Below are 22,875 nucleotides of genomic sequence, written 5' to 3' on the forward strand. Positions count from 1 at the left end.
TCCTCTTTTTTATTTTATTTGTAGTCACTAGTATTTTATTCCTTTTTGACTCCTCACTTCACCTTGCTATTTAAAATAGTAAATTTCCCACCATGATAACAATAGTACGTGTCAGCTTGAAGATTTTTAATCTTACGCAAAGACAGTTCTGCGTTCTCTATATTTAAACAAAAATGTGGATTCGCAATGACCAATTCTTGATTTTCATGTGCAGCTGCATCTCCGGTAATGACACTTTTTAAACTTGGGAAATATAATGAAATATGCCCTGATGTATGCCCAGGTGTTGCGACTACCCTACATTCGTTATGTAGAATCATGTCCCCATCATGTACCTTTTTATCGATTGCAACATGCTTTAAATCCTTTAATTGTTGAATAAACCATTTCCCAAATTCAATTTCTTCTTGTGGCATATGTTCTAGCATTTCTTCGGCTTGCACCAATCTCTCAGACTTCATTTCACCACTAATATATTTCGATTCTATTTCACTTGCTATGACGTGAACCCAAGGATATTTTGCTTTAAAATCATATAAGGAACCTATGTGGTCATCATCGTAGTGCGTAATAATAATATGCTTTACATTCTTCATCGCAAAGCCATTTTTTAATATTTCATTTTCAATCATAGGGTAAAAATTTGAATACCCTGTATCGACCAATGTTAGTTCATCATTCACAACAATTAAGCTCGGATAAATAGTGTTCTTTTGTCCATTAAATTCAAATTCAATTGGTAGTTCTACTATCTTCATTTTTCTCTCCCCCATACGCGTGCTTTTGAAATAATCAATAACTGAATATTCATTAACAGTACATTATAATATGGCTTTTTTTCAATAAGTACATTTCAAAAAACAGTTATTGTCATTAATAAGCAGGACATTTCCCTTATAAAAACCTCATATGTCATTTCCTTTCAACGTGGATTCCTGTACTATAATACATAACAATCTGACATATAAAAAAGCACATTATTATCTCTTTTTGCATGTCAAGGAGGTCTTACATATGCACGATTTTATTTTTCCATTTAGCAATGAAGAAGCAAAATATAAACAGATTTATCAGCAATTAAAGACATTAATTGAGCAAGGTAACTTGAAGTCGAATGATTCCTTGCCTTCTATTCGAAGATTGGCAGAGACGTTACAGGTCAGTCGCAATACTACGTTGACTGCCTATGAGCAGCTTGTAGCAGAGGGATACATACGAGGTGAAGGACGTAAGGGCTATTTCGTCAATGTATTGGAACAAGTCTTTTTAAAGGAAGAAGAAACATCATTGATTACGCCAAACGCAAAGCAGGTGCGTCCAGCTATAAAAGTTGATTTTCGGGCAGGAGCTGTCGATCAAGCACATTTCCCACTGAAGGCATGGCGACAATTTGCTAATCGTGCACTCCAGTTAGAGGAAAGTTTTGTGTATGGGGAACCGTTTGGTGAACCTTTATTAAAAGAGCAGCTTGTCCAATACTTATTACAAGCACGCGGGGTTAAATGCGAAGCGGATGATATGATTATCGGTAGTAGTACCCAGCAAATGCTACTGTACCTAGGTTTTATTTTGAAGCACGATTTCGCAAGTATGATTGTCGAGGATCCAGGTTATATTGGCGCACGACAATCGTTTAAACTAAACGGTTTTGAACTAGAAGCACTCCCTGTTTTAGAGCAAGGTGCTCAGCTACAATTATTATCAGAAATGCAATCACGACTCTTATATGTTACACCTTCACACCATTTTCCTTACGGCGTCACAATGTCTATACAGCAACGCCAAACAATTATTCAATGGGCAAAAACGGTGGATGGATACATTATCGAGGACGATTATGACAGTGAATTTCGCTATGCGCAGCAGCCTTTTCCTGCGCTTGCATCCATAGATCATACACGTGTTATTTATATTGGGACCTTTTCAAAATCCTTTTTACCTGCTATTCGACTAAGCTATATGGTATTACCTAAGTCACTTCTACATCGTTACAAGGAACAGTTTAGTGAATTTGAACATAATGCATCGACACTCCATCAATTAACGATGGCAGCCTTTATGGAAAATGGTGAGTGGACACGTCATATTAAAAGAATGCGTCTTATCTATAAACAGAAAATGAGCTATCTTGTAGAACTGCTACAACAACAATTTGGTGCCAGTATTACAATACTAGGGGAGCATTCAGGCCTTTATGTATTGGTCAAGTTACATGTACAACAGTCAGAAGAACAGCTCATCCGATGTGCAGTGAAATACGGCGTAAAAGTGTATCCGACAAGCCCGTATTTTCTTCAACAATCCACACATGAACCAATACTACAATTAGGCTTTAGTAAGTTGGAAATAGAAGACATCAAGCATGGGGTTCAACAGTTAGCAAAAGCGTGGCAGTTGCCTTCATTCAACGAATAAAAAACGCAGGAAAGTCATATTCCTGCTTTTTTTATTGATTATGTATTATTTTTGAGCATATTTTTGTAAATGCTTTGGTATTTCACGGAGATCCATTAACAATGGCATCATCATAAGTAATACGATTAAATAGATTGCAATTCCGATTGCTACAGCTGAGCCTTTAACTTCATCATCGATCACATAAGGCATTGTGATATAAGGTACAAATACCAATAATAAAATTGAAATGCGTGTCATTGATGTAAACATTTGTTTTTTTGCACAATATGGACAACTAATAAATCGTGAAAATGTCACAATCGAACGCATCGACTGTTTCCAAGTCCATTTCTCCTTACATTTAATACATTTTGGCATACAAATCCCCTCCATTCACTAATTATGCCATATTGCGTAACGGAGAAGCACTAAATTTAAAGTAAAAAAGAATTTGCACAGTTATTCGCTGTACAAATTCTTTTAAAAATAATCGATAAACGTCGGAATACCTACTGGTAACACTGCTTCTAATAGCGCCATTTCAATCGCTTCACCCTGTAATCGTTCGATTTTCTCCAAATAGCTAGGGCGTTTATAGCCCAGTAGCATCGTTGCTAACGTCTGGACAGTGAGTTGAATCGCATTCTCTGAAAGTTGTTCGCTGACCTTTTCAACGGATACTTTTCCGTTTTGTACCGTTACCACAAACGTACCGTTATTCCAAGCAACAATACGATCGCTTACTGCTAAGCGAAGTTGAAAGTCATTCCCTACAAACGGATAGCGCAATAAAAATTCCTTTACGTCTACAATACGTGCCATAAAATAAGGAGATACTTTTTGAATAATTTCACTGTCCTCAAGTAAAAATGCCACCGCTTCGTTGCCAGTCGTTTTGCCATATACATTGTAAACCATTGAGCTATGTGCAGAGACAAAATTCCATAACCCTTTTCGAGCTTCTTCTTGTATATAAACGATTTCATCGATATAAAAATTTTCTTCCATAATACGATAGAACATATAACCTTGTGGCTCATCTTCCTCATCGTAATAGACTGCTGCCTGTAGTTTGACATCACTATCTATAAATTTTTCTTCCCAAAAATCTTCTTGAAATTTCTCATTCCAGGCAATGCTATTACGCACCATTACACCATGTGTCTTGATTGCATAACGTGCATAAATTGCAACAACATCTTTATCTTTAGGATCGACACGACGAATTTTGCCATTTAATCCACCATAATGAGGAAGTTGAGTATCCTTCACTTGAAATTCCACAATATCACTCATAATTTCCCAGCCTTTTTTGCGATAATATGGAATTGAATAAGGGAATAAATAAGATATATACCTGCCTTCCTCACGCATTTGTTCTAAGCACTTTATAATGAGACTTTCCATTAAGCCGTGCCTAGAATACTCAGGGTACGTACCAACTGCCGTTATTCCCCCCATCTCATAAAACTTCCCATGTACATTGATTTGAAAAGGCAAATTTAAAATTTGTGATACAAGTTGTGAGCCGTCAAACCAACCAAAAGCATGCCCTTCGTCAAACTGTTTACTTTTGGCATTAACGAAACGACGATCTTTATGAATGGACATAGACATCTGAAATACATAGTTTAGCAAATCGATGGATTGGGCCATCTCATCTAGTCGTATTTCTCGCATTACTAAACCTTTTCGTTGATTCATTTTTTTCTCTCCTCATTAAATAGCTCTGCAAAAATGGTATCCGGAGCATTTAAAAATCGCTTCGTTATAATATAATGTATAGTGTCCTCGTATCGGATGGATTCAATTCCTCCATCTTCAAAACTGTAGATGGTAGCATTCGGATAACCGAGTAAAATAGGTGAATGTGTAGCGATAATAAATTGGGCTTCATGCTCTAAATCCTTCATTATTTTTAGAAGACTGAGCTGTCTCGTAGGTGATAAAGCTGCTTCAGGCTCATCAAGTAAATAAATCGCCTTTCCTTTAAAACGATTCATAAACAGCGATAAAAATGACTCCCCATGTGACTGTTGATGTAGGGATTTCCCTCCAAATGCAGCATACTTATTAGGGTGATTCTCTAACAAATCTATATGGCTTGCAAATTGATAAAACGTTTCTGATCGTAGAAAAAAGCCGTTAGAAACTTTAGGCCACCACGATAACCGTATGTAGTCTCCAAGTGCAGATTCCGCTTTATGTACTTCATAAATGTTTTGACGTCCACCACCTGCTGTATTAAAATCACAGCGGTCCGCAATTGCCTCCAGAAGCGTTGATTTCCCAGAGCCATTTTCCCCAACAAAAAATGTCACATTCGTTGGAAACTCTAGCTCTTGTAAATCGTGCAAACTGGGTATATTAAATGGATAAAGTCGTTTATCGTCTATGTTGTCCTGTAAAACCTTACATGATTTTAAATACATTGTGTCCCCTCCTTAGTACTATTATAACTCGCATACGCTACTCTGAAACGGTCCTTCTTTCCAAATTCAAACTAATAATACCTACTATGAATATTAGGATGATACCAATTAAGGTAATAGGTGACCACGTAAGTCTAAAATCGAATAATTGAAAGTAAAAAGTGAATATTGGAACAAAGCATAAACTCATCATCTCCATTAAAGGAGAACAATACTGAATGCCTAATTGCAATAAATACATTGGAAGCATAACACCTGTTGCTGTTACAGCAAGTATCCAGCCAATATTTCCTGAGAAATACTCAAAGAACACATCATAAGAAGCTAAAAAAGATAATAAAATTATGCCATAATACCGATTTATCAAAATCATAGAAGTTGTCCAGCCCGCCTCACTTAATTTCCTTGAATATACGGTGCATAAAAAAGCACCCACCCCACAGCTAATACTGGCAAATAAGGCTATGATAACAGGCATTGTTAATTTCTAACTGGATTGCTGAGTTTCCGCTAAGTACAGCTACAATAAGTACAATACACGCAATCATAGTTGCGATGGCAATTAGCCACTGCGCCCTTGGAATCGTTTCCTTTGCAATGCCCGCAACAACTAGGACAAATAATGGGCCAATATCCATTTCAAGTGCACTAACTATGGCAGACTCCACATATTTAATGCAAAATAAAAACACATAAAGGCCAGAACAGACGCTCCATTTAATTTCACAACATAGCCGATTGTTCCTTGCCATTTGTTATGTTGTTTATGTGTACGTGCAAAAAATGCAAAGTAGAATGCAGTTAGAAATAAACTAATACCTGTAAATAGAAATGCCGGTACTTCTTGTACTTGCTTAGCATAAACTACTTGACTCATTGCAGTAAAAAGCGCTGAAATAATATGTACTAGTAGCCCTATCGTTGTTTTACGTTTCTTCGTTATGTCCATTCATCTCCCCACTTATCATTATTTCCTAAAACAAAAAACTCCATCTCCAATAAATATAGAGACGAAGTTATCCGCGGTACCATTCTGTTTAGCATATATGCTTACTTTAACTATAACGGTAGCTACCGTTTACCTACTTATTCAGTATAAAAACTCCTGGACGAGTTCACGAATCATTTACGATAATTTTCACCAGCCATCATCTCTCTGCAAGTAAAAAATTTTCGTTGCTATTCCTAATCATTGTAAATTATTAGGATTTATAAGAAGTCATTTATTTATTCTCATCAAGGTCTTTATTATTATTGCTTCACAATAAAAAGTGTTTAATTGTTGTCATTGCTATTGGAATTATTCAATTGTAAATATCCACTTAGCGACAACTTACCAGTACTGTTAAACTAAAAAAATCTCCTAACAAAAGTTTGGAGACTTTTTTCTTACCTTAATAGTGCAACTATATGGGATTTTACCCGCCATCCTAAGCAAATAACCTCATTTAAAAATTTTTACTTTGCATTTTTATCTGGCTGATGAATACCAAATACATTACCTTCTGTATCTGTATAATAACCTTGCCATGCCATCCCAGGAAGAGCATATTTTGGTACTGCTACCTTCCCACCATTATCAATAATTTTGGCTTCTGTTGCATTGTAATTTTCCACACCCATTGTACAAGCAAATCCATTTATAGCCTGGTTTGGTTCTGGAGGAGGGCCTTGTCGTTGCATTAATGCACCATTGATGCCAAGTTCATCCTCGCCACCTGTCACTGCCCCAAAATACGGCATACCAGCGTAGTCACTCCAATCTTCAAATGACCATCCAAATATGTTGCCATAGAAAGCCTTGGCACGCTCCATGTCACTGACATGAATTTCAAAATGAACTAATCTCCCCATAGTATCCTCCTAAATGTAATAGAATATATTTACTATAATGCATTTTTTTATAGATAGGAAATATAATGAATACTCAAAGGGATTGTTTGTCAATTACATTCGTAGCACCTACAAAGTCCTATGCTTTGTTTGAAGAAATAACATATTATCGGTTTATATCTTGGGTTACCCTTCTTCCAGTGTAAAACTTCATTTGTTCATCACCTTTATGTTCCTTTGCGGTCATGGTAATTGGTTTCAATTTAAGTACTACAGTTTTGCTACCTAAAGAAGATAGATATTTTTCGACATGTGCCTTCGATAAAGGTACTTTATAATAATTCGGGACATATTTATCAAGCATTTCTTGCATAGCTGCTGTTGCTTCATTTAAATCCGTTACAATTTCGATTTTTCCATTTGCGATCACGCTCATATAAGCTGTATCTGTATTCGCTGGAATCGGATCTGCGATTGTTCCGTAAATTTCACTTATTGTCAGGCATGCATTAGCATTATTGTTTAAAATGTTAATTTTTCTTCCTTCATTTGCACCATGAATGTAAAAGTTTCCATCCTTAAATACAAAATTTAAAGGAATTACATATGGCATGTTGTTATCCACTAACCCAAGAAAAACTGTTTGTGCTCCTCGTAAAAATTTATTGATTTGCCCCTCGTCTGTACATGTTCTATTCACCATACGAATTTTAGTTTCCAACCTAATCACTTCTCCCTTTTTTACGAGTATAAAAACTTCTAACTTCTAAAAAAGAGTCTATAGCAGGATTGTCCTCTAAAAAAGGGACAGTTTGATGAAAAGGAATGGGTACAACGTAAAATCTTCATCCTTTTTATTAGAACTTCACTATGTCGAACTGTTGGTCTTTGTTGCCTTTTCGTTCCTATTACTTAGGATGAACTTCCTCTTCATTGTTCTCGATAAAATAATTTAAGCTGAGCGACAATCATAATGCTAATTACGACAAGTAAAAACCAAGAGCTAATTTTTCCAAAATGCACAATCGTCCAAGCTACCTCTTGATTAGGATATGACCATGCACCAAAGTAGGTTGCAATATTCTCAGCAATCCAAATGAAAAATCCAATTAAAAGGAATGATACAACAATAGGCATTTTATAGTGATTTTGCCGTACTGTGAATTGGACAACGGTCCGGTAAAACACAATAAAAAGTGCAGCCATTAACAGCCATCTCACGTCATATATAAAATGGTGTGTGAAGAAATTTAAGTAGATCATAGCTCCTAATGGGATAGCAACATAACTTTTTGGCCAATTTATAATTTTTAAATCAAACCTACGCCAAGCTTGGCATATATAACTAGCCACACTGGCATACATAAAGCCGCTATATAAGGGCACACCACCAATTTTGGACCACGCCACTTCTGGATAAGACCAAGAATGATAGTTCACTTTATATAATTCTAGTATAAGACCAATAATATGAAACAGACAGATTACTTTTAATTCATCTTTAGATTCTAGACCAAATTTATACATCAGGTATTGTGTCACAAGACAGACTATTAAAATAAAATCATATCTTGCAAGTGGTAAATGAATAATTTTTGACAGCGCAAGCGTAACAAATATGACAACAGGAAAAATACAAGATAAGGATTGATGGTACGTAAAGTACCCTAAGTCTTTTAATAAATTTTTCAACATTTATTCACCTCATGTAACAAAGTACGAGAAAATTAACTAGCGTAAGACTAATCTCTTCTTGTATGAAGAATAAATGATATTTTATCTTATTTCAATGTTTTTTTATCGAAATACGATAAATTATTTCGTTTTTCAGTGGAACAATTTTTTATAAAATACGTCTTTTGTAAACCAAAATAATACAACAAGAGTAGCCACATCATTGCAGCTACTCTTGTTATTTAAAGAAACATTTTTTGATCTAATTTTAACTGTACTTCTTGTTGGTTTACTTTTATCGCCTTCGTTTTCTTCACTTTTACATAATAAACGATATAACAGCCGATAAAGAATGCTCCTCCACAATATAAAGCTAATCGTTGAGATGGATCGAATGCCAAGCTTGCCATAACAATACAATTAGCTGTTAAACCTAAGATTGGAATGATTGGATATAGTGGTGCTTTAAATTTTAAATCCTCCACTTTTCCACCTTGACGAACATAAGAACGTCTAAAGGCTATTTGAGATGCTGTAATTGCTATCCAACCTATTTGAGCACCTAAACCTGCTAGAGATAATAACCAAACAAATACTGTTTTTGCCGCGAATACACTTGATAATAGTGATAAACCAGCTACAGCAAGTGTAATTAATAATGCGTTCATCGGAATTCCTCTTTTATTAACTTTCCCTAAAACTGGGCTAGCCATCTTTTCAACAGATAAAGAGAACAACATACGTGTTGCTGCATATAGTCCAGAGTTTGCAACCGATAATAGTGCTGTCAAAATAACAAAATTCATAATATCAGCCGCATAAGGAATGCCTATACTATCCAGTACAACTACAAATGGACTTTCAACAACTCCAGCTTTATCCATTGGAATCATAGCTGCAAGTATTACTACAGATAATACAAAGAAGAAAAGTGTACGCCAAACTGTTTGTTTAATAGATTTAGGAATTGTCTTTTCAGGATTCTCACTCTCCCCTGCAGCAATACCAATTAATTCAGTCCCTTGGAATGAAAAATTTACAGTAATCATTGTAATAAGTAGTGCTGTTACACCATTTGGAAATAGCCCATGCTCATAAAAATGAGTAAGGAATGGAGCACTAGATCCGTCTTTCATCTCAATAAGACCAAACATAGCCGCTCCCCCAACAATAAGGAACATTATGATAGCCAATATTTTTATACTTGAGAAAACAAATTCTGCTTCACCAAATGCCTTAGCTGATAAACCATTTAATAAAAAGAGCAAGGCACCAAATATTAAACACCACATCCATACTGGTGAATCAGGAAACCATCTTTGCATAAGTTGTCCAGCCCCTAAAAATTCAAGGGCAACCGTTACTGCCCAGCCCAGCCAATAGAGCCAGCCAACGGCAAAGCCAGTAGCAGGACCAATAAACTTCGTCGTATATGTTTGAAATGAACCAGATACTGGCATAGCAACAGATAATTCACCCAAACAAAGCATCGTTAGATACATCACTAACCCGCCTACTAAATAAGAAAGAATAGCACCAGTTGGCCCAGCTTGATTTATAGTAAAACCTGATCCTAGAAAAAAGCCAGTCCCAATACATCCCCCTAGTGAAATCATAAATAAGTGTCTAGCTTTCATACTTCTTTTTAATTCATGTTGTTCTGTTGCCATAAAATAACCCCTTACACTATTATCATGTAAGCACTTTCTTTTTAAAGTGCAAAAAGATAATTATGAGAAATATTAATAGATGTGATGTTTTAAATTAAATCTATTTTGTGAACATTCAATTTTCTGACAAATAAAAGTGCTTAATTAGTCTAGAGCATTCGTTCCTTCTATTGTAAACTACAATTAGGGAGAGCATTTTTCTTAAATTTGGTTGTCGCGACCTCATTTTACTAAAAAGTTCTTCCTTATCAGCTAATTGATTTTCCCCAATCCATTGTTTAAAGTAATGTATCGCCAAATAAAGAGCTAATTAAAGCAACCGCAGCAATAGCTGTTTTATTATATTGATCTAATACTGGGTTTGTCTCTACAAACTCTGCAGAAGTAATAATGTTTGCTTCCGATAGCATTTCCATAGCTAGATGACTTTCACGATAGCTAATACCACCTGCAACTGGCGTTCCGACACCTGGTGCATCGTTTGGATCAAGGCCATCTAAATCTAAAGATAAATGGACACCATCTGTACGTTCCTTTAAATATTCAATCGTTTCTGACATTACTGTCGTCATACCTAAGCGATCGATTTCATGCATTGTATAAACTTTAATGCCAATTTCCTTAATAAGCTTTTTCTCTCCTGGATCCAAATCACGGGCTCCAATAATTACTACATTTTCAGGTTTTACTTTTGGAGCATAGCCGCCAATATTCGTAAGTGCAGGATGTCCAAGACCTAAGCTTACTGCTAAAGACATTCCATGGATATTTCCTGAAGGAGATGTTTCACCTGTGTTTAAATCGCCATGGGCATCATACCAAATAACGCCTAAATTATCATAGTGTTTCGAAACACCTGCTAATGTTCCAATGGCAATACTATGATCTCCTCCTAAAACTAAAGGAAAGCGATTTGAGGAAATAGCTTGATCTACTTTTTGACCAAGCTTGTCATTAGCATCTGCTACAGTTTTTAAATTTTTTAAGTTTGATGCTGTTTCTATTGTTTCATCATTTTTTACAAATTCGATATTCAAATCTCCTACGTCATCAATCGAATAACCAAGGCCTTCAAGTCGATCTGTTAGTCCAGCATATCGAATAGCACTCGGCCCCATGTCAACCCCTCTTCTAGTTTGACCCAAGTCCATAGGCACCCCAATAATTGTAACTTCTTTACGCATGATATTTTCTCCTCTCCAATAATTACTTTCACAGTATAAAGAAAATGAAAAATTGACTCAACTCGACATTATTTTTAATTTTTATACAGTTTAGATTATTAGAAACATAGATTTTCTCTTGCATAAACGAATGCATAAAAACAATTACAATGAATAAAGATACTTATTTTGTAAATTTTATATATGTTTTTGTCAGAAATTTCAAAAACGAAAGATTAAAACTATTCATTTTTATTGTTTTTTTAGAAAATTGGTACGTAAATTTCAGGATTTATATCAATATAATGTAAAAATATTTAAACTATATCCATATTTGTATAAGAGTAATAGTTTTCGATATTAATATATTTTGAGCATATAATCAAAATAAATAAAACCAGCATCTCATTTTACAATGAGTTCTGGTTTAAAATTTTTGTATGAATAATTTTTCATCTGATTGGATTTCAGCATAAAAGACTTCTTCAATATTTTTGATTCCTGCTTTTTTTAATTCGCTTTTTAGCCACTCTCTGTTTTTCCCAACTTCTAACAAATTTCTTTTTAATAATTTTCCGTCTGATATTATTTCTATAGGTAAAAATGGTGGATTTTTAGGTGAAATGTTTATATCTATTTTTTGCGCACCTTGAAATTGAGGTTTTTTTAGGATACTAAGCGTGCCGTTGGGTTCTAATATCGCAAAATCGATTTCATCAATTGAAAAAACTTAATATTGTCTTATCATCATCGTTAGGTCATCGATATTGACGCCCGTCCTTTTCAATGCTTTTCGATCGATTCTGCCGTGTTTTATTACGATTGTAGGTTGACCATCGAGAATCATCCTTATTTTTCCAGATTTTAGACTTATATAGCCAATAAGTGTTGTTAGCGAGCACCATATAACCAAGCTCAGTAAATCTTTTGTGTAATCTTTTGTACTAAGAACAATCATGTTAGCGGCAATTGAGCCAATTGTTATTCCTGTTACATAGTTAAAAAACGTAAGTTGACTTAATTGTTTTTTTCCTAAAAAACGTGTTAGTGCAAGAAGTACAAAAAAAGTTATGACTGTTTCTATTGCTATTTGTAAGTAGCTTACATCTTTCATGCACCCCACTCCTATCTATACAATAGAATGTGTTGTGCATAAAATAAAATACACTAAAACTAGGCACTAATTAGCGATTCTCGTCAAGGTTTTCCACTGACTCCAAAGATCGATATAATGTCGATTTACTAATGCCTGTTTCATTTTTAATATCATGTAATGTGAACTTCCCTGAATGGTACATCGAAATAGCTTTTTGAATGTTTACATCTGGTTTTCTCGGTCTGCCAATAGTCTTTCCCTGCTCTCTTGCATTGGAAATGCCGATAATAGCTGACTGCTTCGCCACATCTGTTTGGAACTGGATATAGTGTTTCATCATTTGTTGTAATGTACATGTTAAAGATTGATTATTAGAAATATCCTCATTTACAAAATGAATGCTCACATCGTCTTTTTCACATACATTGAAGATGTCTTGCAGTTGTCGTGTCGTGTCTGCAAGTGCAAACATCCGTTCAACAATAATCGTATCTCCTGGTTGCAATGCCATCAGCAATTCTTCTAATTTATGTCGCTTTTTAGGTGAAGCATGCAGTTCACGATATATAGTTTGGCATTTTTTAGATACTACTTTTAACTGTTTTTCACACGTTTCATCATCATATAAAGGTCGTACATAACCGAAAATCATCAATTTACCTCCTTATCTTGCCTCAAAAAGGTTCCATTTTGGGAATGTGAATGGTATGATACTCAAAGAATTTTAAAATTAAAGGAGTACATCATGCAAAGTTTAAAACAACAATGGTTTGGAAACATGCGAGGCGATCTATTAGCAGGCATTGTCGTAGCACTTGCTCTTATCCCTGAAGCCATTGCCTTTTCTATCATCGCAGGCGTTGACCCAATGGTAGGGTTATATGCATCTTTTTGTATCGCTATCACAATCGCTTTTGTCGGTGGTAGACCTGGTATGATTTCAGCAGCTACAGGCGCAATGGCACTCGTAATAGCACCATTAGTAAAAGATTACGGACTAAATTATTTACTCGCTGCTACAATTTTAACAGGCATTATTCAAATAATTTTTGGCTTGTTAAAAATAGCAAAGTTAATGAAATTCATACCAAATGCTGTAATGATTGGCTTTGTAAACTCATTAGCTATTTTAATTTTTTTAGCACAAGTACCTCAAATTATCGGAATGTCTACGATGACATATATATTTGTCGCATTGACACTTTTACTTTTGTATACTTTACCACGATATATTCAAGTAATACCAGCACCACTTATAGCAATCGTTGTATTAACTTCTATAGCGATTTATAGTGGTGTTAATTTACGAACTATTGGTGATTTAGGTGTTATCACGCAAACGCTACCGACATTTGCTATTCCGAATGTACCTTTTACATTTGAAACATTAAAAATAATTTTCCCCTATTCGCTAGCATTAGCAATCGTTGGACTAATCGAATCTTTATTAACAGCCCAAATCGTGGATGATATGACCGGGACGGAAAGTGAAAAAAATAAAGAAGCGAGAGGACAAGGCATTGCTAATTTCATTAATGGATTTTTTGGAGGAATGGCCGGTTGTGCGATGATTGGTCAATCTGTCATCAATGTTAAGTCTGGTGGACGAGGGCGCTTCTCAACATTTGTAGCAGGTTTATTTTTAATGTTTTTAATTATTGTCTTAGGTGATTTAGTAGTAAAGATTCCAATGCCAGTACTTGTAGGCATCATGATTATGGTATGTATCGGTACATTTAATTGGAATTCTTTCAAGTATTTAGTGAAGGCCCCTCCTAGTGATGCAATTGTTATGCTAGTAACGGTTATCATCGTAGTATACACACATGATTTATCAAAAGGAGTTATTGCTGGGGTTATTTTAAGTGCAATCTTCTTTGTAGTAAAAATTTCAACTTTGAAAGTCATAAAAAATGGAGATATATACAATATAGAAGGTCCATTATTTTTTGCTGCCACACATAGCTTTGTCCATTACTTTAAAAAATTTGAAGGCATGAATACTACTATTACTATAGATTTTAGAAATAGTCGTCTATGGGATGAATCTGCTGTAGGCGCCTTGCATAAAGTAAAACATTCGCTACAAGCAAAAGGGATTACAGTTGAAATAACGGGACTCGATACTTCCAGTCAAAAACTAATAGATCGATTACAAAGTATAACTTCTTCTCATTAAAGAACAAGGAATTCCGACATACTTACGCGGAATTCCTTTTTTAATTCGTTGGCGGAATTACTTCTCTCTTTCGCGGAATCCTACCTTCCTTTCGCGGAATTCAATGAACTCAAAGCGTTACCAATATTCCTAACGTCTTTTCCCTCTCTATCAATAGTTCTATATGCTATCGATGTTTCATAAATTGACTAAAATACAGAATAAGGAGAACTGTGAATATGCATGTTGTTCATTTTTATGAAAATAAGTCCTCGATTTTAAATCAGTTATTAATTCGTATTCCCACAGTGGACGAAAACATCCAACTAAAAGGACGTAAGGCTAAAGTAATCGATGTTATTCAAATCGATGAACGCCAGTATCACGTAATTGTGTTGTTTGAAAAAATTCCGAAAAAACAACCTTTAACAAAAGATTTAGGGAAGAAAAAAAGATAGTTCTTCCCTAATTCCATGGGTGAGCAAGTTTATCAACAGACAAAACGGGTAAATTATATTATCTCTACTAATTACAGTGCGACTTATTCTCATTCAATAGAATTTATTGAGCAGAAAGATTGACTTTTTAATTGATAACAATTATCATTATCATATAAATTATTTCTTTTCTCTATTTTGTTTATTTCAGAATCCCCCCTTATTTTTTGAAATAAACGTGCATTAAACGGATATTCTTACATCAGACTAAGAATATCCGTTTTTTCATTACATAAATCGAAGGAGCTGTTCTAAATGGATTATCGTATCGAAAAAGACACTATGGGTGAAATCAAAGTACCTGCCAATAAAATATGGGGAGCGCAAACTCAACGCAGTAAGGAAAATTTCCAAATCGGCACTGAGCACATGCCTATTGAACTTATTCAAGCAATGGCTATTCTAAAGAAAAGTGCAGCACTTGCGAACAATAAATTAGGGAAACTTTCAGATATTAAAGCCAATGCTATTGTGCAAGCCGCAGATGAAATTTTAAACGGACAATGGGATGATCAGTTCCCACTTGTTGTATGGCAAACAGGTAGTGGTACACAATCCAATATGAATGTAAACGAAGTTATTGCGCATCGTGCAAATCAAATTTTACAGGATGCTGGTGAATCTGACCGCATTCATCCAAACGATGATGTCAATAAATCACAAAGTTCCAACGATACATTCCCGACAGCGTTGCATATTGCCGCAGTACTAAAAGTAGAAGATTATTTACTGCCTCGCCTTCGCTTATTAAAAGCAACGTTCGATGAAAAGGCTGAGAAATTTAAAGATATTATTAAAATCGGACGTACCCATTTACAAGATGCTACCCCGCTGACTTTAGGTCAAGAAATAAGTGGCTGGTCCGCAATGTTAGGCAAATCTGAGCAAATGATTAAACATAATGTAGAATACATGAAAGAACTTGCAATTGGTGGAACGGCTGTAGGTACTGGTATTAACGCACATCCCGAATTTGGCGACCGTGTAGCAGCTGAAATTAGCGAGCTGACTGGGAAACAATTCACATCTGCAGCTAACAAGTTTCATGCACTAACAAGTCATGACGAAGCTGTCGTGGCACATGGAGCATTAAAAGCACTCGCTGCGGACTTGATGAAAATCGCCAATGACGTTCGTTGGTTAGCAAGTGGGCCTCGTTCTGGTATCGGTGAAATTACCATTCCAGAAAATGAACCCGGCTCATCCATTATGCCAGGTAAAGTAAATCCAACTCAAAGTGAAGCGATGACAATGGTCGTGACGCAAGTCGTTGGAAATGATGCAACGATTGCATTTGCCGCTTCCCAAGGGAATTTTGAACTTAACGTCTTTAAACCAGTCATCATTTATAATTTCTTACAATCAACTCGCCTACTGGCTGATACGATGAAATCATTTAATGATAACTGTGCGATTGGTATCGAACCAAACATTGAAGTACTTGATCATAACCTGCAAAATTCCTTAATGCTAGTAACTGCATTAAATCCTTATATTGGCTATGAAAATGCCGCTAAAATTGCGAAAAAAGCACATAAAGAAGGCACTACATTAAAAGAAGCTGCCGTTGCTTCTGGCTTGTTAACAGAAGAACAATTTAATGAATATGTTGACCCAGCTACAATGATTTATCCAAACGCGTAATGATAGAAATGCAGGGGAAATTTAAGCAAACTGCACATAAGAAAAAGCCTTGATATTACTTCAAGGCTTTTTCCTTTGTCTGAAAATCCTAATTAATCCTTTAACGTAGCTTTTTCAACTACATGGCTTTGAGGAACGAAAAATGTGCTATATAGCTCTGGTTCTGCAGCAAACTTCACTGCGTAATAGTTGCCAATTTTAAAGCCTGCACTTTTTAAAACAGTTCCTGCCTTCAATTGACCCGCAATTCTTTGATAGTAATCGTTATTATTAATGAGATACGGTTTAATATGCTGCACTGTATCCTTTGTAACAGTAAATAATGTATCCGTATTAACAGGTAGAGGTTCTATTAATTGAATGTCAGTTGGATCAATTTTTCTCTTTTCAATACCGCCACCTACAAAACTTAAATCATAAGTATTAATAAGTTCTCCTTGTTCAATTTTAAAATTTTAATATAAGTGGTAGGAAAGTAAAGAGCCTTACTATTTTATTGTAGTCAGGCTCTTTACTCATCTAAGCTATTGTTGCAACTCTATTTTTCGTTTTTGTTTAAGTGAATTCCAAATTTTTATGGATGCTGCGAATACTAAAATTAGTGATACTATGACAAATACAAGACCAACTGTGTAATTATGAAGGCTACCTCCCATAAAACTATATAATATCCTTAATGGGGTACTCGCTATAATGATAGTAAAAATGTAGGTTGAAAATTTTATCCCTACGGATGCGGATAAAAAACAGATTACGTCCGCTGGTGCTATCGGACAAATAACGCCTATTGCTAGAAATTTGTAATTGTAGGTTTCTAATAAATCATTCAATTCGGGGTACCGATTTTCTAAATATTTATTGATTTTATTTCCAGCGTAATGTCTTGAGAATATATAAACGATTGTTTCACTCAATACAATGCCTACTGTAGATAACATTAAAGCTTCCATTGGCTGAAAACAAACGCCACCCAAAATCATTAAAGTAGTACCTGGGATTAAAAACATAAACCTGATTAGCCATAAACCAATAAACAATAAGTATGCATTATTTTTATTGCCAGAAATAAAATCCTTTAGTGTATTCATATCGAGTGACAGTAAATTAAATTGCTTTAATATATAAGCGAATAAGATCCAAATAACGATTATGGTTAATTTCTTTCTCATTTCTTCCTCACCTCAACACTTCGCTAAACACATAATAAGAAATAAAAATTAAGAAAAACACCTTGAAATCATTAAGGATTCTTAAGATGACCAATATAAATACTTATGTCAATGTATGATAAATAGCGTTATGCAGTGATTATTGAAATTGTTACAAAATAAAAAAGAGATGTATCGGTATGACATCTCCAGCTTCTTTCGTTAAATGTTATTTAGATAAGGGCAGTTCAACAATAAACGTTATCCGCCTATCCTTGTATTCCGCACGTATATCCCCATTATGAAGCTCAATGATTCTTTTTGAAATGGAAAGTCCAAGACCAGTCCCTTGTGCGTCTATTCTTGCTTTATCCCCCCTAAAAAACCGTTCAAACATTTTATTTATATCGTCCATCGGGGGATTTTCCATTTTATTTGATACTTTTAAAACGGCGGTATTACTTTCAGCTTTAAGGGATACCTGTATCAAAGAAGGTTTTTGGCTGTATTTTATCGCATTTATTAAAAGGTTTTCATATACACGAACGATTTTTTCAATATCGATTAAAACAGGTATGTCTTCCTCAGTTATCGAATTTTTGACACTCAATTGTTGTTCTTCAAATATTGGAATATACTCTCCAACGATTTGCTGCAGTAAGCTCGCTAAGTCAACGTTACTCATATTTAACATCGCATCCGTACCTGATAAACGGGTAAATTCAAACAGCTCATCAATTAAGTGTTTTAATCTTTTTGATTTAGAATAAATGGTTTCGAAGTATTCATGCCGTTGTCCTTCATTTTTATATTGACCTTCTTTTATTAAATTCAAATAGCCAATAATTGATGTCAATGGTGTCCGTAAATCATGGGAAATATTTGTAATAAGCTCGTTTTTTTCTTTTTCTAATTGTCTTTCAAGTATAAATTTATTTTCTAACTCTTTAGACATATAATTGATGTTCTGTGCTAGCTGTGATAGTTCATCCTTACCTTTAATATCAATTGTTTGCCCTAGTTTTCCACTTGCAATATGTTGAACGGTATCGGAGATTAATTTCAAATACATAATTTTTTTCCTTACTAGCATTATGAAAATAACAATAAAAGTTATTATAGCTAGTGAAAACCAAAGAATAAAGGCCACACTTGCTTGCAAAATACTAAATTCATTAGGGTTAATTATCATGCTAATGAAACTAAGTATAGGACGAGAGATAACGTTCATTACAAAAATAGCGCCAAATAAACTGATTACAATCATAACAAGGAGCTGGACAGATAGTTTATTACTAAACTTGATATTTCTCATATTTTATATCCTACTCCCCAAATTGTCTTAATGTATATTGGATGTCTTGGGTCTTCCTCTATTTTGTCTCTAATTTTTGTAATGTGTACCATCACTGTATTATCTGATTTAAAAAAGTCATTCTTCCAAACAGCCTCATAAATTTTTGCAACACTTAAGACAATTCCTTTGTTTCGAGCTAGAAGTTCTAAAATATCAAACTCTTTTGGCGTCAATCTAATTTCTTTGCTTTGTACCCAAACCTGACGTGTATCTGTATTCATCTTCATATCCCCTATATCAAGGACACTTTTTTCGAAAGTTGTATCAGTATTGTACTTTTTATATCTTCTTAATTGAGATTTTACTCTAGCTATTAACTCTAATGGATTAAATGGTTTTGATAAATAATCATCGGCACCAGCAGCAAGACCTTTAATTTTATCCATATCCTCTGATTTTGCTGAAAGCATAATGATAGGCATACTTCGTTCTTCCCTAATCTTCAAGCATGCTTCTATACCATCCATTTTCGGCATCATAATATCTAAAATAATAAGATCAAACTCATTTTTTTCGAGCATTTTTAACGCTCCAACAGCATCTTCAGCCTTTTCTGTATGCATACCTTCATTTTCTAAATATACTGATATAAGATTTCTTATCGCTTTATCATCATCTACAATTAATATTCTTGACATCATCAAGTTCCTCCGTATGTTTTTTTGAAACCGAACAGCTAAAGATGTAGGCAGGTGGCCAGTTTCTATATTCTTTTGCTATATCTAATTTTGCAAAAAACTGTTTAATGAATGCCTTTTTTAATTTTGTGTATTGGAATGTAATGAATACGCCATTATCTTTTATGATTTTTGTGGTGTTTAATAAAATTTCATATGATATCTTGTTAGGCAAACTAGAAAAAGGGAGCCCAGATATAACATAATCGACACAAGGAATATTGAACTCCTTCAAATATTGTTCAATATTTTCTGCTGATCCACATTTAATGTATACGTTATCTTTTCCTTTATATCGTTCTTTAAGCAACGAACAAAATTTTATGTTATTTTCCACTAATAGAATAACTGTATTAGGATTCCTTTTTTTTAGCAATTTTTCTGTGAACACACCTGTACCTGGACCATATTCGACAATAAATCTCGCTTCTTTAAAATCAATTTTTTCAATCATTTTATCTCCAAGGAAACTTGAACTTGGAAGAATGGCTCCAATTTTTTTAGGATTCACGATAAATTGATATAAGAAAGAAAGGTTTTTCATACTTATTCACCTCATTGGTTTGAATTGATAATGATACTTTAATATTCAAACCTTAAGAGGACATGTTAAAAATTCTTAAGAATCCTTAAGTTATTTTAATTCAAAAAAAAAAACAGATTTAGAAATCTCTTAACTTCTAAAACCGTTTTTCTAGTGAAAATTGTTTACTTACTTTTTCCAATTAATCGGCTTCCAATCTTCATCTATCCATTTTGAATTTGGTACTTCGTATGGTGCTGTCGCTAATAACTTGTCCTGGTGCCATATGGCTGCTTTAGAGCGAATCATTTCATCAAGTAATAGCTGGACAAATTCATTAGGCTCTAAACGGAAAGAGTGTACGGCAAAATCATGAAACCAGCCACAGCCAAGTAGATACTGTGGAATTTCCTTGCTCGTTAATCCATTTTTCAGCATCAGCGTAAACGAAAAAATTCGCTTACATGCATGCCAAGCCATTTTTTCAGGAGCTATCATCCACTTTTCAAGTCGTTCTCTTGCTTTGTCTATCATTAGTAATGGGTCTTCAATCGCTCGTCCATGGCCAGGATAGGCTATTTTTATTGGCAATTTAGCGAGTCGCTCTAAACTTTCGTAAGAACGTCTTACACTATTTGTACCTTCACGAAAAATATTCAACCAACCTACATCATTATATTGAAACAAATCACCACAAATTAATATGTGTTGCTGTTGATCATATAAAGCTATATGCCCTAATGTATGTCCTGGTGTATGTAAAACCTTAAGAGCACTATTTCCTGTAATAATTTCTTGTTCATCTATTAGGAGCTGTTGCACGACATATTGTTCTACAGGCTGATCTAAATAGTGGGAACCACATGACTCTAAATCACATTGATTCACCATTTCCCCCTCCCATAGATGTGCAGCAATCGGTAGGTCATAGCGCTGTTGAAAATAATGATTACCCCCAACATGATCACTATGATAATGTGTATTAATGATACTATTTAATTGCTTTGGGAAAATCCCTGCATCGGATAAAAGTTTCTCCGCTTGGAGTACATCACTGCCAAAGCCCGTATCAACTAAAAAGGTTTGATCATCTTGAATCACAATACTATTGGCACTTGGAAATGGACGTTCAAAAAACATAATATTTGCAGTTTTCATATGTTAGCCCCCACTTCTATATTTTTATAGAATAATGCCAGCAAAACTCCCCTTTAATACCTCTTTGTTGAGTTGATTTATGCAAGAAAATGTTGTCCTAATCGCCTGGCGGTTTTTTTCATCTAATTCAAATTGTTCAATTATGACATCACACTGAATGGTATCACCACTAAAAACGGGACGTAAAAACTCGAAATTCATTGTACGGGCTAATACGTTAAAGTCACCGCCTACTTTTGTTGGTAGCGTAGCTGTCAAAAGTCCCTGCACAACAAAACGACCTTGTTCATCTGGTGTAATATGATGAACCCCTTCATCTTTTGACACCTTTGTAAATAATTCAACATCTTCCATTGTAAACGTACGTTCAAATGTAATCTTTTCACCTACTTGTAATGTCATCATTTCCCCCCTCTATATAAACCAAATTGTAGACTGAATGTTAAAATATTTCAATTTTTCAATCTATTATTTTTAGAGTAACAATTAAGAAAAGATCTTAGAGTGTTAACTTTTTACAATAAAAGCAGCCACCTAGTACCATTTGAGAGGTAAACTTGGTGGCTGAATGAAATTTTTTAATAAAAAATAAGTGTCAGTCAGTTGTTTTTCTTGTTTTCTAAAAAAAATGAACTTCTTTCTTTCGTAATCCAATCATTCAAATTATCATCACTTCTTTTTACTAATCGATTAACGAGTACATCATGCCAAATATAATCTTCTAAAAAGTTAATATGAAAGGCATCATCAGTAAAAAAAGCTAAATCTTTGCGAAAAGGTGATGGGCCATAAATCATTTCATTTCCATCAACCGCGATAATAAACCAATGGGCAGTTGTTTGTGCTTTAATATAGTTTGTTGTTCGATGTTGGTCTACAGTAGTAATTGGGTTATCTACATTTATTGTAATGCCATGAATAGGCACTTTTTTCCCAATTTCCTCTAAGTCCTCACGTAAAATATTATAAACGTCATCCCACATTGAAATTAGTACTTTTTCTTTCGCTCGTTTTAACATCGCAGTACAAAAGCTAAGAATTGTTTCCTTATCTCGAATGATTAATATTTGATTATCTTCTTCTTTCTCTTTTTGTTCTAAAACTTTTAATTGATCCGTAATGGACGTAAAATTGGATTGCCATTGCTGCTCTGTTTTTTGTATAAAAATAGAAATTGGTATCGCTGAATAGGTTGTTTGGTCAGGTGTCTCTTCCTTCATAACTAGTCCTTTTTCCACCAATTGATTGAGCGTATCATATACACGTGCTCTTGGAACTTTAGAATCTTTACTCACTTGATATGCCGTCACATTATTATTTTGTACAAGCGCTATGTATGCTTTCGCTTCATATTCTGTATAACCTAATTGCTTCAATTGGGAAATTAACTCCATCATCCATTACCTCCATTTGTTTCATTATAGTAAATCTATTCATCTAATTGCGAA

The 22,875-nt window shown here is 34.5% G+C and carries 25 protein-coding genes, 1 pseudogene and 1 other annotated feature; of the genes and pseudogenes, 4 read left to right on the forward strand and 22 right to left on the reverse strand.

All coding sequences use genetic code 11. The annotated features are described in order from the left end of the window. Positions 1-53: 53 nt before the first annotated feature. Entirely contained in the window at positions 54-758 is a 705-nt protein-coding gene (locus ACIQXJ_RS08680) for an MBL fold metallo-hydrolase (RefSeq protein WP_403052187.1), read from the reverse strand. A gap of 256 nt (positions 759-1,014) precedes the next feature. Between ACIQXJ_RS08680 and pdxR the strand changes: the two genes are divergently transcribed. Beyond that, positions 1,015-2,415, forward strand: coding sequence for a MocR-like pyridoxine biosynthesis transcription factor PdxR (gene pdxR, locus ACIQXJ_RS08685; protein ID WP_403052190.1), 1,401 nt, complete (start codon positions 1,015-1,017; stop codon positions 2,413-2,415). A gap of 45 nt (positions 2,416-2,460) precedes the next feature. Here pdxR and ACIQXJ_RS08690 read toward each other — a convergent pair whose 3' ends face one another. The 13 genes and pseudogenes from ACIQXJ_RS08690 to ACIQXJ_RS08750 all read right to left on the reverse strand — a co-directional run bounded on the left by ACIQXJ_RS08690 (position 2,461) and on the right by ACIQXJ_RS08750 (position 12,917). Then, positions 2,461-2,775 carry a TIGR04104 family putative zinc finger protein gene (locus ACIQXJ_RS08690; protein ID WP_403052193.1) on the reverse strand — a complete coding sequence of 105 codons (315 nt, stop codon included), beginning with the start codon at positions 2,773-2,775 and terminating at the stop codon, positions 2,461-2,463. A gap of 102 nt (positions 2,776-2,877) precedes the next feature. After that, complete coding sequence (locus ACIQXJ_RS08695; protein WP_402760366.1) at positions 2,878-4,101, reverse strand: GNAT family N-acetyltransferase; 1,224 nt, start codon at positions 4,099-4,101, stop codon at positions 2,878-2,880. Continuing rightward, positions 4,098-4,829, reverse strand: coding sequence for an AAA family ATPase (locus tag ACIQXJ_RS08700; protein WP_403052196.1), 732 nt, complete (start codon positions 4,827-4,829; stop codon positions 4,098-4,100). Before ACIQXJ_RS08700 ends, ACIQXJ_RS08695 begins: the two co-directional genes overlap by 4 nt. Before the next feature lie 37 nt (positions 4,830-4,866). After that, positions 4,867-5,202 (reverse strand): hypothetical protein, encoded by a 336-nt coding sequence (locus tag ACIQXJ_RS08705; protein WP_403052199.1) that lies wholly within the window; start codon positions 5,200-5,202, stop codon positions 4,867-4,869. 70 nt (positions 5,203-5,272) lie between these two features. After that, positions 5,273-5,467 carry a hypothetical protein gene (locus ACIQXJ_RS08710; protein ID WP_403052202.1) on the reverse strand — a complete coding sequence of 65 codons (195 nt, stop codon included), beginning with the start codon at positions 5,465-5,467 and terminating at the stop codon, positions 5,273-5,275. A gap of 14 nt (positions 5,468-5,481) precedes the next feature. Beyond that, on the reverse strand, positions 5,482-5,778 hold the full coding sequence (locus ACIQXJ_RS08715; protein WP_403052204.1) for a hypothetical protein: 297 nt from the start codon (positions 5,776-5,778) through the stop codon (positions 5,482-5,484). Positions 5,779-5,832: 54 nt separating this feature from the next. Beyond that, positions 5,833-6,031: a binding site (T-box leader), on the reverse strand. 256 nt (positions 6,032-6,287) lie between these two features. After that, positions 6,288-6,683 carry a VOC family protein gene (locus ACIQXJ_RS08720; protein WP_403052207.1) on the reverse strand — a complete coding sequence of 132 codons (396 nt, stop codon included), beginning with the start codon at positions 6,681-6,683 and terminating at the stop codon, positions 6,288-6,290. A 145-nt stretch (positions 6,684-6,828) separates the two neighbouring features. Next, the gene (locus ACIQXJ_RS08725; RefSeq protein WP_403052210.1) at positions 6,829-7,383 is read right to left on the reverse strand and encodes a pyridoxamine 5'-phosphate oxidase family protein; all 555 of its coding nucleotides are present in this window, start codon (positions 7,381-7,383) and stop codon (positions 6,829-6,831) included. Between the two features lie 209 nt (positions 7,384-7,592). Further along, a complete protein-coding gene (locus ACIQXJ_RS08730; protein WP_403052213.1) occupies positions 7,593-8,357 on the reverse strand; it encodes a DUF817 domain-containing protein in 765 nt (254 codons plus the stop codon). A gap of 221 nt (positions 8,358-8,578) precedes the next feature. Further along, positions 8,579-10,006 carry an amino acid permease gene (locus ACIQXJ_RS08735; RefSeq protein ID WP_403052216.1) on the reverse strand — a complete coding sequence of 476 codons (1,428 nt, stop codon included), beginning with the start codon at positions 10,004-10,006 and terminating at the stop codon, positions 8,579-8,581. 278 nt (positions 10,007-10,284) lie between these two features. Next, positions 10,285-11,190, reverse strand: coding sequence for an arginase (gene rocF / locus ACIQXJ_RS08740; protein ID WP_403052219.1), 906 nt, complete (start codon positions 11,188-11,190; stop codon positions 10,285-10,287). A 406-nt stretch (positions 11,191-11,596) separates the two neighbouring features. Then, a pseudogene (locus tag ACIQXJ_RS08745) lies at positions 11,597-12,283 on the reverse strand (DUF421 domain-containing protein). A 70-nt stretch (positions 12,284-12,353) separates the two neighbouring features. Further along, on the reverse strand, positions 12,354-12,917 hold the full coding sequence (locus ACIQXJ_RS08750) for a recombinase family protein (RefSeq protein WP_403052222.1): 564 nt from the start codon (positions 12,915-12,917) through the stop codon (positions 12,354-12,356). Positions 12,918-13,007: 90 nt separating this feature from the next. Between ACIQXJ_RS08750 and ACIQXJ_RS08755 the strand changes: the two genes are divergently transcribed. The 3 genes from ACIQXJ_RS08755 (at position 13,008) to fumC (ending at position 16,564) form a co-directional block, all read left to right on the forward strand. After that, on the forward strand, positions 13,008-14,444 hold the full coding sequence (locus tag ACIQXJ_RS08755) for a SulP family inorganic anion transporter (protein ID WP_403054865.1): 1,437 nt from the start codon (positions 13,008-13,010) through the stop codon (positions 14,442-14,444). A 218-nt stretch (positions 14,445-14,662) separates the two neighbouring features. Beyond that, positions 14,663-14,881, forward strand: a complete 219-nt coding sequence (locus ACIQXJ_RS08760) for a hypothetical protein (RefSeq protein ID WP_403052225.1) — start codon at positions 14,663-14,665, stop codon at positions 14,879-14,881. A gap of 294 nt (positions 14,882-15,175) precedes the next feature. Continuing rightward, positions 15,176-16,564: a class II fumarate hydratase gene (gene fumC / locus ACIQXJ_RS08765; RefSeq protein ID WP_403052228.1), complete on the forward strand. Its 1,389-nt coding sequence runs from the start codon at positions 15,176-15,178 to the stop codon at positions 16,562-16,564. A gap of 92 nt (positions 16,565-16,656) precedes the next feature. Here fumC and ACIQXJ_RS08770 read toward each other — a convergent pair whose 3' ends face one another. The 8 genes from ACIQXJ_RS08770 to ACIQXJ_RS08805 all read right to left on the reverse strand — a co-directional run bounded on the left by ACIQXJ_RS08770 (position 16,657) and on the right by ACIQXJ_RS08805 (position 22,824). Beyond that, positions 16,657-16,863 (reverse strand): hypothetical protein, encoded by a 207-nt coding sequence (locus ACIQXJ_RS08770; protein ID WP_403052231.1) that lies wholly within the window; start codon positions 16,861-16,863, stop codon positions 16,657-16,659. Positions 16,864-17,088: 225 nt separating this feature from the next. Next, on the reverse strand, positions 17,089-17,733 hold the full coding sequence (locus ACIQXJ_RS08775) for a TVP38/TMEM64 family protein (protein WP_403052234.1): 645 nt from the start codon (positions 17,731-17,733) through the stop codon (positions 17,089-17,091). A 208-nt stretch (positions 17,734-17,941) separates the two neighbouring features. Next, positions 17,942-19,027 (reverse strand): sensor histidine kinase, encoded by a 1,086-nt coding sequence (locus ACIQXJ_RS08780; RefSeq protein ID WP_403052237.1) that lies wholly within the window; start codon positions 19,025-19,027, stop codon positions 17,942-17,944. After that, positions 19,024-19,710: a response regulator transcription factor gene (locus ACIQXJ_RS08785; protein WP_403052240.1), complete on the reverse strand. Its 687-nt coding sequence runs from the start codon at positions 19,708-19,710 to the stop codon at positions 19,024-19,026. The genes ACIQXJ_RS08780 and ACIQXJ_RS08785 overlap by 4 nt, the downstream gene beginning before the upstream one ends. Continuing rightward, positions 19,682-20,290 (reverse strand): class I SAM-dependent methyltransferase, encoded by a 609-nt coding sequence (locus ACIQXJ_RS08790; protein WP_403052243.1) that lies wholly within the window; start codon positions 20,288-20,290, stop codon positions 19,682-19,684. The genes ACIQXJ_RS08785 and ACIQXJ_RS08790 overlap by 29 nt, the downstream gene beginning before the upstream one ends. A 168-nt stretch (positions 20,291-20,458) precedes the next feature. After that, the gene (locus ACIQXJ_RS08795) at positions 20,459-21,427 is read right to left on the reverse strand and encodes an MBL fold metallo-hydrolase (RefSeq protein WP_403052246.1); all 969 of its coding nucleotides are present in this window, start codon (positions 21,425-21,427) and stop codon (positions 20,459-20,461) included. 24 nt (positions 21,428-21,451) lie between these two features. Continuing rightward, a complete protein-coding gene (locus tag ACIQXJ_RS08800) occupies positions 21,452-21,829 on the reverse strand; it encodes a hotdog family protein (protein ID WP_403052249.1) in 378 nt (125 codons plus the stop codon). 197 nt (positions 21,830-22,026) lie between these two features. Next, positions 22,027-22,824: a TrmB family transcriptional regulator gene (locus tag ACIQXJ_RS08805; protein ID WP_403052252.1), complete on the reverse strand. Its 798-nt coding sequence runs from the start codon at positions 22,822-22,824 to the stop codon at positions 22,027-22,029. Between the last annotated feature and the right edge of the window lie 51 nt (positions 22,825-22,875).

Origin of the sequence: Lysinibacillus sp. NPDC097868 (assembly GCF_044761135.1) — a bacterium.
GTDB lineage: Bacteria > Bacillota > Bacilli > Bacillales_A > Planococcaceae > Lysinibacillus.